Here is a 13,793-nt window from a genome sequence, read left to right as displayed (position 1 = left end):
GATTAACTAGGTTAAATAAAGCAATGAAAAGTAGTTTGTTTTTAAACAACAACTTTTTAATTGGTGGGAGGTCTGTACGCATGAATATTCAGAGCTTTATTGATGCTCGGTTAGCAGCAGGATTAACCCAAGATGAATTGGCTCAGGGGATTGCAACACAAGCAACACTTAGCCGGTTTGAATCAGGTGGTAAAATTCCGAGCATTAAGATATTGACCAAACTGGTCAATCGATTAGATATCAGTTTGGCTGATTTATTTGTAGTCGAAGAGACCTCAACTGAAAAGATAATTCGAACTAAATTAGCGGCCGCTGAATATAAGTTAATTGTTTCTGAGTATGCAGCAGCCGATACGATTTTGAATGAACTTGATGTAACAAAAATAGAACAAGCTGATTTACATGATTGGTATGTCTTTGTTCGGTCATATGTTGATATTTGTAGTGAAAAAGATGTTAATCAGGCAATATTACGGTTGAATTCAATTGTACTTGAGCCGGCAAAACATGCTGAAATCTATCTATATCTGGCCTATACTGGTCTTGGCATGGCTTATGCTCGACAAGGTAATGAGGAACTAGCCGAGCAATATTTTGAGCAAAGCTTTGAAAATGTAATGAGTTTAAAAAATGACCATGCACGAACAATCTGGCGAAAATTATCAATTTTATTTTATACAGCCGAATTCTTTTCAGAACACGATCTGGAGACAAGTGACATTCTATTAAACGCGTTAATTGATTTAGTTAGTGAGCAACATGTAACTTACTATCTGGCAAGAGCAGTTTATTTACAGGCACAAAACGCAATTAAGCGGAATGTATCAGTTGATGAGATTAATGAATTACTTAGGGATGCGTATGCCTTTTCAAAAATTAATCGAAACATTGTGGAAATAGCAGCAATAAAACGTTTATTGACAGAACGCACCTTTAGCAAATAATAAAGAAGGTTGAAATAATTATGTTTCAACCTTCTTTTTATTTAATGTATTTTCATTGGGAAATTAAGGAACAACAGAGCAACTAGCTTGATTCTATAATAAATTTAAGTGACTGATGAAAAGAATATTATCCACTAGGTACGTAAGCATTTTCGAACTCTAAATCCATTACTGAACAATCATTCACTTTAGTGGAGCGGTTCTGAATTGAAAAAAGAATGACCATTTAATTTTGACTACTAAGTATCATAATTACTTATGCCAATAAAAAACTGTTAATGAATGATAGTAAAAAACGATGTGACTTTTTAAACTCACATCGTTTTTTTGATTAGTTATCAAGAATTGCGTGATTGATAAAATATAAAAATTCTTCATGCAGAGAAGATAGAAATTGAGTTTTTTTCCACAATAATGTGGCATGAGAATGAATCTGCGGAGCTATAGGTATGAATTTAACCGCGGAACTAATTGGTAAGCCCTCGATACCAATTAATAAAATCTCTTGATTGAAAATCGGATATAAACTCGCATTACCAATTAAGTTAAATGTCATCCGGATATTGAGATTTTCAGTTGGCATATGCGTAATTGAGCTAAGATAGTCCAACCATATCGGGTTTCTAGAAATAACGATTGGATAATTAGCTATTTGCTCACCGGTAAGTTCTTTTTGATTTGCGAGTACGTGTTTTTCATTGAGATAAACACCGCGCGTGTCAGTGCTTTTTAAATCAATGTAGTCATATTGCCCTTTCAAATTAAAATCTAGGGCAAATAGAAAATCAATTAACCCTTGGTCAAGGCTATCAAGCATATCGCTCAAACTACCAGAGATTAAATGGATGGTCACATCTGGATATTGATCTTGCAAATTGCTGATTCCTGCTAAAATCACTGTAAATAGTGAGGTTTCAGCTGCACCAATTGTAATTTGGCCAGCAATAATATTTCTCTGTTTCAAATTTTGACTTGTTTTTTCAGTTAAATTCAAAATACTTTCAGCTTGCTTTGCAAAATAGATTCCTTCACCAGTAAGCTGTAATGGCTTTTTTGACCGATCAAGTAGTTGCACGCCAAGTTCGGTTTCTAAAACTTGGATTTGGCGTGAGAGAGCTGGCTGAGTCAAGTTTAATTTCTTAGCAGCTGCAGTAAGCGTCCCTGTGGTAGCAACAGCTAAAAAATATTTCATCATTCTAATTTCCATAAAGCATTACCTCGTGTAATAGTTTACTATTACATCAAATGAATTGTAATGGTTGTTTGACTGTATTAAATTAAAAATATTCAAAAAGAAGGAGCAAACGATGCTATTTGATACAGAAATTGAAAGATTTTCAAAAGCTGATGATTGTTACGTTTCACCTTACTATCAAGATGAAAAGACATTGGGTACACCAACGTGGATTTGGTCTGTTGTGGTAGAGCGTGATATTTATATTCGAGCTTGGAATGGTCAAAACTCGCGGTGGTTTAAATCTGCACTAAGTCAAGGTAATGGTCAAATTCAAATCGACGGTCAAAAATATGCTGTGAATTTTACATATATTGATGCAAGCACAGAGCAAAGTTTGATTCACAAAATTGATAAGGCATATAAAGCTAAATATCAAGATAGCGTGTATATGCCGCCGATGATTGCTGAGGGGCCACAAAATGCAACGCTTAGAGTAATAATTCAAAGGTAGGAGTGATTATGGAAAATAAAGTAACAGCTGGACATGACGCACTAGGTGATTTTGCGCCAAAATTTGCTGAGCTAAATGATGATGTATTATTTGGTCAAGTCTGGTCGCGAGAAGTAGAATTATCATCAAGAGACCGTAGCCTGATAACAATAACAGCCCTAATTGCGACAGGAGCATTTGAACAGCTTCCATTTCATATTAAAAAAGGTAAGGATAATGGACTAACCGCCAGCGATGTTGCAGAAGTTATTACGCATTTAGCATTTTATGTTGGTTGGCCTAAAGCGTGGTCGGCCTTTAACATCTCAAAAGCAATTTTTAATGAAGAGGTAACAAAAGATGAGTAAGTATAGTGAAATTCAAAACGGAACAATTTTTGGACCAGGCGTGCCGAATCCTTATAGTCAATATTTCACGGGCGTGACACTTTTAAATGGGTTAATTTCATCCCCAGATGATTCTTTATCGGTGGGTGTAGTAACTTTTGAACCGGGTTCTCGTAATAACTGGCATATTCATCACAATGGGTATCAAATATTGTTAGTAACAGGTGGCGAAGGTTGGTATCAAGAAGAAGGAAAAACAGCGATTTCTTTAAAAAAGGGCGATAAGGTTCTGACAAATGATGGTATAAAGCACTGGCATGGTGCGAAAAAGGATAGTTGGTTTGAGCACATCGCAATCACAACTGGGGAACCTGAATGGTTAGAAGCGGTAACCGATAGTGTTTATAATAAACTATAGGATATTTGGAGTAATGAAACATGACAATTAAAAATAAAGTAGTGGTAATTACTGGGGCGTCATCAGGTATTGGAGCTGCCACGGCAAAGTTATTAGCTAACAGAGGAGCCAAACTTGTCTTAGGCGCTCGGCGAGAAGGTAAATTAGTAAAATTAGTTGATGAAATTCGAAATGCTGGTGGTCAAGCAGTATATGCAATCACTGATGTTACAAAAGCTGAAGATAGTCAGCATTTAGTTGATTTGGCTAAAAGCGAGTTTGGAAGATTTGATGTTATTTTTCTTAACGCTGGTTTGATGCCAAGTTCAAATTTATCTGAGTTAAAAGTTGAAGAGTGGAATCAAATGGTTGATGTAAATTTGAAAGGAGTGCTAAATGGTATCGCTGCTGCCCTACCAGCATTCATTAAGCAAAAGAGCGGTCAAGTAATTGCTACATCATCTGTTGCAGGGTTAAAGGCTTATCCGGCTGGAGAGCTGTTTATGGCGCAACGAAATGGGCTGTACGTGATTTAATGGAGACCCTTCGCATGGAATCAGCCCTTGAAGGAAATAATATTCGGACTGCGACCATTTATCCAGCAGCAATTAACACTGAGTTACTAGATACGATTACTTCAAAAGAGGCAGCAAAAGGGATGAATGCAGTGTATGACCAATACGGTATTTCGGCAGATCGAATTGCAAGTGTCATTGCCTTTGCGATTGATCAGCCTGAGGATACCAATGTGAGTGAATTTACGGTTGGACCGACAGCACAACCTTGGTAATAATTAGTTTATTAATAATTATCTGAAAACGAGCAAATGAGTTGCTCGTTTTTTTATGGAAATAATAAAAAAGCTTGCCTTGGAGTTCACATCAAAGAATATACTAAGCTCATAATTTGTTTAAGGGGACGAGTAAATGATTAACAAACAAAAGTTTGGAGTAACTTTATTCATTATTCTATTTTCATATTTTTTAATTTTAATGGATAATTCTATTATTTTCACAAGTACCGTTAAGATTGCCAATGATCTTAATATGAGTCAAGCAATATTAGCCTGGGTGTCAAATGCTTATACCATTACATTTGGTGGCTTTTTGCTATTGGCTGGCCGGCTGGGAGACTTAATTGGTAGAAAAAAGATTTTTATTACAGGACTACTAATTTTTGGCATGGCTAGTTTGTTTGTTGGTCTGTCTAATTCAGCTGTCATGATAATTGTTGCCCGGGCGATTCAAGGAATTGGTTCAGCAATAATAGCACCAACTTCGCTCGCATTATTAATGGATAACTATACTGGCGAAATGCGTAGCAGGGCAATTGCTTATTATGGGGCTACCGCTGGAATTGGGTCTAGTTTTGGCTTATTGCTTGGAGGGTGGTTAAAGAGTGGGATTTCAGGGGACGAATATAGAATTGAATTAGGCACTTTACCAGATGTTGAGTCTGAATCAGAATCTGATTCAAACTCAATTTTAGCTAGTGAATTTCATTCTGATTCAGCAAGTGAATCAAGCTCAGATAATGATTCAATCTCAGACTCAAACAATGATTGGAGTAATTTTCCACATAATGATTCATTACCAGATACTGGTATGTTGAATAATGAATCAGTACAGATGCTTGGTGAATTATTTCTGTTGTTAGTATTATTAGGAATCAAGCGTCGAAAATGATATTTAAATTTTGAAATTATTTGATTAGTAACTAATACTTAAAATGTAGTCTAAAAGAGCTACTTAACTTCAAATCACATTTTGATTTAAAGTTAAGCAACTCTTTAGTTAGTTATTATTTTGCAGATTACTCATCTCATAGTTTATGAGATTGGTAGATAAACTATTTTAAAATTATTTGGCAAAGCTAAGTAAAATATTAGTTTACTAATGTTTAGCTTGATGTTAGATATAACTATTGTTTTGAAGAGCAAGAAGCTCTAAAAAAGGAAGCACTGTCAACTTCATCTGAAATTACAATTAAATGATAATTATTGACTACGGTAACCGCATTATTAATAAACTGAAACAAGTATAAGAATATTTATATCTTTATTCTTTTTACAATATATATTGGACAGTCGATGAATATCTTACTAGCATAATTTTGTATTATAGTTTATAATGTTAAAATTATCACAATTTCAAATACTTAAACTGGAGTTAACTTTGTGCTTTTAATTGGTTGTGTTTTAGGAGAAGAAACTTAGATGATAGAAGCAGAAGGTGCACGCCTACAGACTGAGATGATAAAAGTTGCAAATAGCAAAGAAACAGAAAATGTTATATTATCTCATTTAGCAAAAGGTGACCCTAACCATAAAATCAATAAAATACAAATTATTGATAAAACTGTACATAAGAGTCCCGCAGGCGGCGTTTTATTTGAAGGATTTATCAACGATGACGAGGCCTTAAACTTTAATGCTGGAATAAATAAAGAAGAAAACAAATATATTGGAACGAATATCACTCCTAGAGCGCGTTTGTGTAAATTCTTAGAGTAATGGTATGGTTCGAATTTGGGTAATAAATCATAAATGGATAAAAGAAGCGAGCTATAAGAAATACGTAAGATTGCACCTAATAAGTTTCCTCAAATTGCTAAGATTATTGAAGAACGGGATAACAATCAATCAAGAAAAATGAGTAAGAAAAAATTATGCCTAATAAAAAGATCTTTATGCATAAGAACGAGCCGATTACAAGAATAAAATCATGAAAAAAATGATATTTAGAAAGTTTTCAAAACAGGCTGAAATCATTTGAACAATCTGATGAAAAATTTAATAATACTAAGAATATCAGCTATTTGAGTCCTGATTTCAAGGATATATATAATTGGTAATTAATATAGGCGGTCGGCGCTTCTCAGCTATAAAGTTAGAAATGTAAGTATTTGATGTACATTGCTTTACTTTTAATGAACATAGCTAACTTAATATATTGTGAAGTTTACTGATAATGAGTTATAGTGACTTATCATTATCTTGATTATAGCGGATTAGAGTTAGGTGATATAATTTAGAACATGGGAAATAAATTAAATACAGAGCTATTTACGGATGCAGAAAAAAATCTAGCATTCTTTCATCATAAGATGAAACGTGACCTATTTGACATTGTTAGTTATCAAGAACTTCTATCTAGTATGAACAAGCAAAGTGATTTTTATAGACTTGCCATGCAAGATACTAAGAATAGTCCAAAAATCGATTTAACAATTCCTCGTAAAGATGCTTGGTTGAAAAGATTAGAGTTACTTTTAGCCAACATAGATTTTAAAAATGAAAGTAAAAACAACATTCATTATGTTTATCAAAACTTATCAAAAGATCCAGCATTAACCGGGAGTCAGCAATTAATATTTAATCAATTAGCAGGAGAACAATTCTTATTTGCAACAATTACTGGGCAAGCTGGTAGCGGGAAATCATATTTAACAGCGAATTAATTAAACATCTAGTAGATAATCAGTTGCAAACTGCTGTACTGACGCCTACTCATGTAGCGAGTACAAATATTAACCAATTGATTGACCAAGTGCGAGAAACCCGATTTGATCAAGACATGACCGCCAACAAACTGCAATCAAGTAATCGAGACGATATGATTACTGTTAGTACCCTGACCAGTTGGATGTTTCGAATGGCAGCAGATTCTTTAGAAATTGCTCAATTTGGACGACTCATTAATAATGAACAACAAACGATTCCTCACTATGATTTGATTGTAGTGGATGAGTCTTTTGCGGCAAATGCAATTGCGCTTCTGGATGTTGCGCTGTTTGCATTGGAAACTTTAACACCAGTTATTCTTATTGGTGATCCAAACCAATTACCAGCTATTCAAAATCCCCCACAACGACTTTTCAATTTATTACGACAGGCAAACATATTGTTTGATAGTAAACAATTAGAAATTATACAGAGAACTGGTTCAAATGATATTATTCATTTCTCACGAGCAATCTTAAATAATGACCCCAATGAATATAAAAAACATTATTCATTACCTAGGACAACGCTTTTGCCGGTAGCGCTCTTATCGCAAGATGATTTTCTTAATGAGGATGAGGTGGAAGAGTATTTAGCACAAAGATTTGTTGAGATATCCAATAATCACGGATTGGATAGTATTCTTTTGGTTCCAACAAATGAGATGCGTCGAGTCCTTGCAGAAAAAATTCAAATAAAATATCAATTATTATTCCCAACATCTCAGAAACTTAGACTATCCGCGGACAAAAAAATTACCCTCCATACTGGTGAAATAGTAATGGTTATGAATCTCCTCAATTGGTCCATGATTGGACAACTGGTCGCCCAAGTAAAGATACTTTTCACTTGCGAGGTGCAACTCGAATTGAAATTGTTGACTTGTTTCCTAATGATGAAAATGGTGAACCTTTAAATAGGGTTATCTTTGAAAGTATTCCCCAACCACCTATGCTTATAAGATACAAATTCGCGTGCCTGACTTAGATAATAGATTGCTAATTGTTGATCTGATGGAAAAATCATCATCAGGTTATAATGCTGGTATGTATAGTCCAGATATTCACGAATTATATCGGGATTTAGAACTGGGTTATACAGCTACAGTAAATAAAGTTCAAGGATTGTCGATTGATAATGTTTTTTTCTATATAGACAAAAATTATCCGCATTTAAATCGTAATCTGATTTATAGTGGTATTACTCGAGCAAAAAAATCAATTCAATTAATTGTTAAGCCCGTATTACTTCGGGCTGTGTTAAATAAGAAAATTTAATTTTGAAGGGCAGTTCAGTAATTCATAATTTACAAGACTGCTTCTTTTTTATGCTGATGTTTCACTTGGTAATACATCAAAGAAGAGCAACAATGTAGTGATTATGACAACTGATTAAGATGGCGAAGATATACCCGCCACCGGGTTTAACAATTTTTGCATGTCCTATTTCAGCTGGTTGGGTTTTGGACGATGTTACAGCAGTTGCTGAAAATCTTAATGCAACATTAGAACTAGCTGTGGGTGTGCTAAATATCTTTACGATTATTCCTATGGATTGTAAGGGTAGTTCAATTGGCAAAGGCTGAAATTATAGATCTCTAATCAAGGAACTGGTAATCATTTATTGGATGTCAGTAATTTGAATGATGAATATTAATATGCATTTATGAGAGCCTGTATAGTATCAATAATCGACTGGGAATTATCGCACTTACTTAAAGAGAAAATAAATTACTTACAGTCCATGGTTTTTGTTAAATAAGGGATTACTTTACTAGTAGCTAAGAAAACTCAAAAATATAATTTAATGTGACTTTGGAAATTATTTCGTGATGGCAATAAAAGTTGCAAAGAATAATCATATTTTTAATAAGAGTGCGTTAATATTGACTGTATAACTTTTGATTTTACAGTTTGGGTCAATAGTAATAAAATTTCAATGAAAATGGTTTGAATTATAGTGTGCACACTATTTTCTTTGATAAAGGGGGATATAATGACAAATATCAATGTAGAAAGTGATGTCAACTACGATGTGAAGTATGGTCTTAAGGTAGATATCTACCAAGATTTTGATAATGTTAATGACAATCGTCGGGCATTAATTGATATTCATGGCGGGGGTTGGTGGTTAGGAAACAAAGAGGGGGAGAAATCTTGGGCAACTAGTTTTGCTGAAGCTGGTTATATAGTCTTCGTGCCAAATTATAGATTAGCACCAAAATATCTATATCCAGCTCCAATTGAAGATTTGGTTAATCTTTATGATTGGATGAAACAATCAGATTACCAATTTGATCGCAATAAAATTGGTGCAGTTGGAATGTCTTCAGGTGGAAACTTAGCGATTGAGCTTAGTTTACGTACGGGCATTCCAATTGCTTCACTATCTGGAATTATTGATTTGGATACTTGGATTGCAGCACATCCAGAAGTTGTAGCTTCTAATGCGACAGCTCCAATCTTTGGTACACCAGTAAAGAAAATTGATCAAACCGGTAGTAACAACGAATATTATAAATGGTTTGTTTTAAATTATGTTAATAATGATTTAGCTTTACTTAAGCAAGCATCGCTGCTTAATCGGATAACTAAGAATGCAGGACCAATGTTTATTGCTAATTCAATGGATGAAATTGTCCCCACGGAAGGGGTATTACGTCTTCAAAAAGAACTTACAGATGCAGGTGTTGAATCAGTCTTACAAATCATTAAAGGACACGGGCATGGGCGTGTATATGCTAATCATACGCAGGCTGGTATGCTTGCATTTTTTGATGATCACTTTACGGATTAACTTTTTGAACTTGAATTTAATGAAGTAGAGATTTTTATAATGGTTGAGCTAGTTCGTTAAAAAATAATCGGTAGTTACGAGGGTAATAAGTAAATAATCATGTACAAGTACGTAAATTGCAAGTGTTAAAGTGACTAAGTCACTCAAAGGCTTAGTGTTTTAACACTATTTGCACGTTAAATGAAGTATTTTAGAATGTAGCTATAAATGGGTTCAATAAATCGATATAAAATTTAAAAGAAGTCCCTTAGCTAGGTACAAAGTAAAGGACTTTTTTTATCGTTTTGACTGTCAGTATATATAGTTCTTTAATTAATTTACTTTAGCTAAAATCTTTTATCAAGGCAGCTTTAAAAATATTGACAAACACTAGGAAGCGACTTGTTATAAGACTGTTTAGAACTCCTATAAACTAATGTTATATATAATAAATTAGCAGTAACTATTCCAGAACAAAAAAGTTGGGCTTTAATGGGAGAGATAGTATAGATTGACCTGATAATAAACGTACGGTTTCAGATTAATGCATTAGATATAGCAATAATAGCAGTATTATGGTCATGCTCGTAGAATATGTAGGAAAAAAGACTAGGAATCATAAAGTTTAATGGTAATGAACTTTATGATTCCTAGTCTTTTTATTTTTACCACATTTATTGATGTGAAATTAACATAGGATAGCATTATTAGTAATTTAAATATAATATAGTTGATTCTAGTATTGTAATATTGGTTCCAAATCTTAAAGGTATTATTACTCATTTTAAGAGCTAACCAAAGTTTTTAGAAATCTAGCATATTTCACAGATTAATTTTGAATTTTAGTTTGAGTAATTAGATTATAACCAAGTTCTAGCTGTTGGTAAAAAATTTGAGGATCCAACTCGGTATTATCCTTGAAGATTTTTTCCCACCATTCGTTCATTACCATTTTTAGATGAATTGCGGTTTCTTGCCCTGCATCTGTAGCTACAATTTTGTGAATGCGACCATCAGATGAATCTGAACATCTTTTTATTAATTCTTTTTTCTGCAGAATTTTTAAATTCTTTGCTAGAAGACTTTTATCGAGAACCATTTGTACAGATAATTCTTGTTGACTTAAATTGGGATGTTCAGTGATAAATAGTAGTAAATCACTTTCTGTTGCCCGTACATTAAGGCCGGATATTTCTTTGTTAAAATCGTTTTTAGTTTGGCGATATATTCCAGCAATAAACTTACTTAGATAAAAATAATTCATTATAATGTCCTTCTTTCAAACTAGTAGACATGTCCACCAGTTTGGGTATAATAATAGATGTATCATTAACATTTTATCAGAGGGGGCAGTTCTATGGTTAGTGTAAAAAATTTTGAAGAGTTTATTAATGCTATCGAGGTAAGGGAGGAAAAAATTTCTATTACGCGTAGTTTTTTGATTCCTTATCCTGTTATCTTACCTGAAGGTGTTTCAATTAGTGGCAAGGCGCAAGAAGATGGTGCATTACCACTGTTGTCTTTCCAAAATAACGATGGATTAGGTCTAACAAAAAACAACACCATTGCTGATTTGAATATTCAGACCTCAATTGAAAATCGGGCGATTTTTTTAACTAATAAATCAGGTGACTTAGGAAAGTTTACTTTTAAAAATTTGATGCTTACAGGACAGTTTTCTTTTATCGCACGCAATAATTTTGAGAAAGCTGATGTTGAAATCGATGGTATTGATATTATAGCAGCAGATGCTCGTAGATATTTGGAACAACCACAAAAGTATGGTGTCAACGTTCTACAAGGGGCTTTGACTGTGTATAATTTTAATTCAAATGAGAATAGTAAAATCAATCTGGCTGCAAAGAATGTATCAATTGGTCGTCGAAATGCTCCAGTTATTGGATCGGGAATTTTCATTGCCGGTTTCGGAGATGAAGGTGGGCGAACCGAAGTTTCAACTCTTGAAACAAAAGCTGTATATTCTAATGGGAAAATTCCTGTTGGTGTGTCCGATTTTATTACTGCCGCAGTATTTATTGTGAACGGAACATTTGCTAAAAGTATTACACACAATGGCGAAATAGCAACCTATGGGGTTAATGACATGGTTCTAGATACATGGGGTAAAGTTGATACTTGGGAAAGTAATGATCAAGTCATCTCCTATGGTCCATCGGGAATTGGATTTGTTAATTTTGGTATAGTAAATAACTTTATTATGCATGCACCATTAAAAACATTTGGTCAAGGTGCTCGTGGATATAATCAATACGATGGAACATTGAAAAACGGAATTTTTGATTCAATATCCACTTATGGTGATGGTTCAATTGGAATTCAAATATCTAAAAAAGTTGGTAGTATTGTAATTAAGAACGACATAACAACTCATGGAGGTTTGGGAAACTCTTTGGTTAAGGGAGTAAATATTTTGTTGCCAGCTTATGCCATAAGTATTAAAAATGCTGGTGAAGTTGATGATATTGAAATTAATGGTAGCCTAATAACCCATGGTTCAAATGTTACGACCTATATTGTTGAAAATGGCGGTATTGTCCATCATCTTGAAGTTAGCGGCACTGTTGATGCAAAGGGGATAAATTCGCAACCCGTAAAAATTGAAAAGGGGGGTCTAAGCACACAGAATTTCTTGGCAAATTAATGTGGTTAGCTAATCTGGTTCATGATGTCCATATCACAGTTAATAAAAAGTTGCATTTTAAAATGCAACTTTTTATTTGTTTAGAATATAATTTCCCGAAATTTTATTTCTAAATAAAATACTGTAAATGAAGGATGAATATAGTTGCATGATATAAACCAAGAGTTAAATGATGATAAAGTTTTTAAAGGTGACATACCGTTTCAATTTAATAATAATTTAGAACTTATAGCTATTACCCAAGCACGTGTAAGATGGGTTCTTACTTACAAAGATAATCATGAATCTTAAAAAAAAGAGTATGAAGAAATCATTAACATAGAGTTTTTACCTGCATTTGGACAACCATTATTTTATTACCTCGAATCGACTCAGGTTGTACTCATGGAGGGAAAGCGAGAGCGCTACATGCAACTTGTTCCGGACGAAATTTTTTTGATATTACCACATTATTAATAGACTAAGACAGGCATAAGGATATTTATATCTTTATGCTTTTTTACAATATATTGGACAGTAAATGAATATCTTACTAGCTTAATTTTGTAGTATCGTTTATAATGTTAAAGTTATCACAATCTAGTGTGCTTAAAATAGAGCTAACTTTATGATTTTAATTGATTGCGTTTTAGGAGAAGAAATTTAGATGATAGAAGTGGAAGGTGCAAGCCTGCAGACTGAGATGGTAAGGATTGCAAATAGCAAAGAAGCGGAAAAGATTATACTGTCTCAGTTGGCTAAAAATGACCCTAACCATAAAATCAATAAAATACAAATTATTGATAAAACCGTACATAAGAGTCTTTCGGGTGGTGTTTTATTTGAAGGATTTATTAACGATGATGAGGCCTTGAACTTTAATGCTGGAATAAACATAGAAGAAAATAAATATATTGGAACGAATATCACTCCTAGAGCACGTTTGTGTAAATTCTTAGAGAGCGGTGTAGTTCCAATTTAGGTAGAAAAGATTGGGTGGAGTAGTGAAAATAAGTAGAAATTGGTGGATAGCTATAGTGGTTATCTTAGTATTGGTTGTAGGATTTGGGGTTAAAAAACACATGGATAATGAAACAATTAAACACAATGTAATCGTAAATGAACAAAAGATTGCTAAAAAATTAATATCTGAATATGACGGGATTAAAAAGATTAAGTTTACTCGAGTAAGTTTAAATTCAGAAACAGGTTCATCGCAATATCAATTTACCGTAAATGATACTTTAAAAGCAGCATTTAATAATTATGGACAAGGAATAGATGATGGTAAGCTTGCTGGTTCTATGAACATGTATGAAGGAAGTGTCCTTGCTGATGGTAAAGAGCGACCTCATAAGCTAAAAGAATCTGATATGGGCCTCAATAAATATGATGTATTTTATTATACTGTTGTAGATTAGTTGGGGACTTTATAATATGTTTAAGGATAGAAATTATATATTCTTACGACGACAGATTAAACAGATTGTGTTAATCAGTAGAAGACATTGATAAGAGAA

16 protein-coding genes and 1 pseudogene are annotated in these 13,793 nt (G+C 33.5%); 15 read left to right on the top strand and 2 right to left on the bottom strand.

The features are described 5' to 3' along the window. Positions 1 to 80 precede the first annotated feature (80 nt). A complete protein-coding gene (locus TT13_RS04535) occupies positions 81 to 944 on the top strand; it encodes a helix-turn-helix domain-containing protein (protein ID WP_027698895.1) in 864 nt (287 codons plus the stop codon). Positions 945 to 1,275: 331 nt separating this feature from the next. Here the strand turns inward: TT13_RS04535 and TT13_RS04530 are convergent, their stop codons facing one another. Next, the gene (locus TT13_RS04530; RefSeq protein WP_027698894.1) at positions 1,276 to 2,151 is read right to left on the bottom strand and encodes a LysR family transcriptional regulator; all 876 of its coding nucleotides are present in this window, start codon (positions 2,149 to 2,151) and stop codon (positions 1,276 to 1,278) included. 100 nt (positions 2,152 to 2,251) lie between these two features. On the opposite strand from TT13_RS04530, the gene TT13_RS04525 reads away from it, so the two are divergent. The 11 genes and pseudogenes from TT13_RS04525 (at position 2,252) to TT13_RS04475 (ending at position 9,653) form a co-directional block, all read left to right on the top strand. Next, positions 2,252 to 2,632 (top strand): DUF2255 family protein, encoded by a 381-nt coding sequence (locus TT13_RS04525; protein ID WP_027698893.1) that lies wholly within the window; start codon positions 2,252 to 2,254, stop codon positions 2,630 to 2,632. A gap of 8 nt (positions 2,633 to 2,640) precedes the next feature. Beyond that, positions 2,641 to 2,979 carry a carboxymuconolactone decarboxylase family protein gene (locus tag TT13_RS04520; protein ID WP_027698892.1) on the top strand — a complete coding sequence of 113 codons (339 nt, stop codon included), beginning with the start codon at positions 2,641 to 2,643 and terminating at the stop codon, positions 2,977 to 2,979. Next, positions 2,972 to 3,376 carry a cupin domain-containing protein gene (locus tag TT13_RS04515; RefSeq protein ID WP_027698891.1) on the top strand — a complete coding sequence of 135 codons (405 nt, stop codon included), beginning with the start codon at positions 2,972 to 2,974 and terminating at the stop codon, positions 3,374 to 3,376. The genes TT13_RS04520 and TT13_RS04515 overlap by 8 nt, the downstream gene beginning before the upstream one ends. 20 nt (positions 3,377 to 3,396) lie before the next feature. Next, positions 3,397 to 4,145: pseudogene (locus TT13_RS04510) on the top strand (SDR family oxidoreductase). A gap of 136 nt (positions 4,146 to 4,281) precedes the next feature. Further along, positions 4,282 to 5,040 carry an MFS transporter gene (locus tag TT13_RS11165; protein ID WP_082816177.1) on the top strand — a complete coding sequence of 253 codons (759 nt, stop codon included), beginning with the start codon at positions 4,282 to 4,284 and terminating at the stop codon, positions 5,038 to 5,040. Between the two features lie 530 nt (positions 5,041 to 5,570). Continuing rightward, positions 5,571 to 5,867 carry a DUF1310 family protein gene (locus TT13_RS04500; protein WP_027698890.1) on the top strand — a complete coding sequence of 99 codons (297 nt, stop codon included), beginning with the start codon at positions 5,571 to 5,573 and terminating at the stop codon, positions 5,865 to 5,867. Between the two features lie 524 nt (positions 5,868 to 6,391). Then, positions 6,392 to 6,814, top strand: a complete 423-nt coding sequence (locus TT13_RS04495; RefSeq protein WP_027698889.1) for a hypothetical protein — start codon at positions 6,392 to 6,394, stop codon at positions 6,812 to 6,814. Positions 6,815 to 6,837: 23 nt separating this feature from the next. Beyond that, a complete protein-coding gene (locus tag TT13_RS04490) occupies positions 6,838 to 7,773 on the top strand; it encodes an AAA family ATPase (protein WP_027698888.1) in 936 nt (311 codons plus the stop codon). A gap of 97 nt (positions 7,774 to 7,870) precedes the next feature. Continuing rightward, entirely contained in the window at positions 7,871 to 8,134 is a 264-nt protein-coding gene (locus TT13_RS04485) for an ATP-binding domain-containing protein (protein ID WP_190279621.1), read from the top strand. A 119-nt stretch (positions 8,135 to 8,253) separates the two neighbouring features. Further along, positions 8,254 to 8,442 carry a hypothetical protein gene (locus tag TT13_RS04480; RefSeq protein WP_027698886.1) on the top strand — a complete coding sequence of 63 codons (189 nt, stop codon included), beginning with the start codon at positions 8,254 to 8,256 and terminating at the stop codon, positions 8,440 to 8,442. A 410-nt stretch (positions 8,443 to 8,852) separates the two neighbouring features. Next, positions 8,853 to 9,653, top strand: coding sequence for an alpha/beta hydrolase (locus TT13_RS04475; protein WP_027698885.1), 801 nt, complete (start codon positions 8,853 to 8,855; stop codon positions 9,651 to 9,653). 808 nt (positions 9,654 to 10,461) lie between these two features. Here TT13_RS04475 and TT13_RS04470 read toward each other — a convergent pair. After that, entirely contained in the window at positions 10,462 to 10,896 is a 435-nt protein-coding gene (locus tag TT13_RS04470) for a MarR family winged helix-turn-helix transcriptional regulator (protein ID WP_027698884.1), read from the bottom strand. Positions 10,897 to 10,989: 93 nt separating this feature from the next. Here TT13_RS04470 and TT13_RS04465 point away from each other — a divergent pair, with 93 nt between their 5' ends. The 3 genes from TT13_RS04465 (at position 10,990) to TT13_RS04455 (ending at position 13,694) form a co-directional block, all read left to right on the top strand. Beyond that, a complete protein-coding gene (locus TT13_RS04465) occupies positions 10,990 to 12,294 on the top strand; it encodes a hypothetical protein (RefSeq protein WP_027698883.1) in 1,305 nt (434 codons plus the stop codon). A gap of 646 nt (positions 12,295 to 12,940) precedes the next feature. Further along, positions 12,941 to 13,255: a DUF1310 family protein gene (locus TT13_RS04460; RefSeq protein ID WP_045476628.1), complete on the top strand. Its 315-nt coding sequence runs from the start codon at positions 12,941 to 12,943 to the stop codon at positions 13,253 to 13,255. Between the two features lie 22 nt (positions 13,256 to 13,277). Then, positions 13,278 to 13,694 (top strand): hypothetical protein, encoded by a 417-nt coding sequence (locus TT13_RS04455; RefSeq protein ID WP_145912343.1) that lies wholly within the window; start codon positions 13,278 to 13,280, stop codon positions 13,692 to 13,694. Positions 13,695 to 13,793: the final 99 nt, after the last annotated feature.

Origin of the sequence: Weissella oryzae SG25, assembly GCF_000691805.2 — a bacterium.
GTDB lineage: Bacteria > Bacillota > Bacilli > Lactobacillales > Lactobacillaceae > Weissella > Weissella oryzae.
The sequence above is the reverse complement of the archived record's forward strand: the minus strand, read 5'-3'. Positions and strand labels throughout refer to the sequence as shown.

What these genes read in the sequence shown, in the direction of transcription:
- TT13_RS04535 (WP_027698895.1), top strand. Translation starts at nt 81, where the DNA reads ATGAATATTCAGAGCTTTATTGATGCTCGGTTAGCAGCAGGATTAACC.
- TT13_RS04460 (WP_045476628.1), top strand. Translation starts at nt 12,941, where the DNA reads ATGATAGAAGTGGAAGGTGCAAGCCTGCAGACTGAGATGGTAAGGATT.
- TT13_RS04500 (WP_027698890.1), top strand. Translation starts at nt 5,571, where the DNA reads ATGATAGAAGCAGAAGGTGCACGCCTACAGACTGAGATGATAAAAGTT.
- TT13_RS04475 (WP_027698885.1), top strand. Translation starts at nt 8,853, where the DNA reads ATGACAAATATCAATGTAGAAAGTGATGTCAACTACGATGTGAAGTAT.
- TT13_RS04470 (WP_027698884.1), bottom strand. Translation starts at nt 10,896, where the DNA reads ATGAATTATTTTTATCTAAGTAAGTTTATTGCTGGAATATATCGCCAA.
- TT13_RS04495 (WP_027698889.1), top strand. Translation starts at nt 6,392, where the DNA reads ATGGGAAATAAATTAAATACAGAGCTATTTACGGATGCAGAAAAAAAT.
- TT13_RS04525 (WP_027698893.1), top strand. Translation starts at nt 2,252, where the DNA reads ATGCTATTTGATACAGAAATTGAAAGATTTTCAAAAGCTGATGATTGT.
- TT13_RS11165 (WP_082816177.1), top strand. Translation starts at nt 4,282, where the DNA reads ATGATTAACAAACAAAAGTTTGGAGTAACTTTATTCATTATTCTATTT.
- TT13_RS04465 (WP_027698883.1), top strand. Translation starts at nt 10,990, where the DNA reads ATGGTTAGTGTAAAAAATTTTGAAGAGTTTATTAATGCTATCGAGGTA.
- TT13_RS04520 (WP_027698892.1), top strand. Translation starts at nt 2,641, where the DNA reads ATGGAAAATAAAGTAACAGCTGGACATGACGCACTAGGTGATTTTGCG.
- TT13_RS04485 (WP_190279621.1), top strand. Translation starts at nt 7,871, where the DNA reads ATGGAAAAATCATCATCAGGTTATAATGCTGGTATGTATAGTCCAGAT.
- TT13_RS04515 (WP_027698891.1), top strand. Translation starts at nt 2,972, where the DNA reads ATGAGTAAGTATAGTGAAATTCAAAACGGAACAATTTTTGGACCAGGC.
- TT13_RS04480 (WP_027698886.1), top strand. Translation starts at nt 8,254, where the DNA reads ATGGCGAAGATATACCCGCCACCGGGTTTAACAATTTTTGCATGTCCT.
- TT13_RS04530 (WP_027698894.1), bottom strand. Translation starts at nt 2,151, where the DNA reads ATGGAAATTAGAATGATGAAATATTTTTTAGCTGTTGCTACCACAGGG.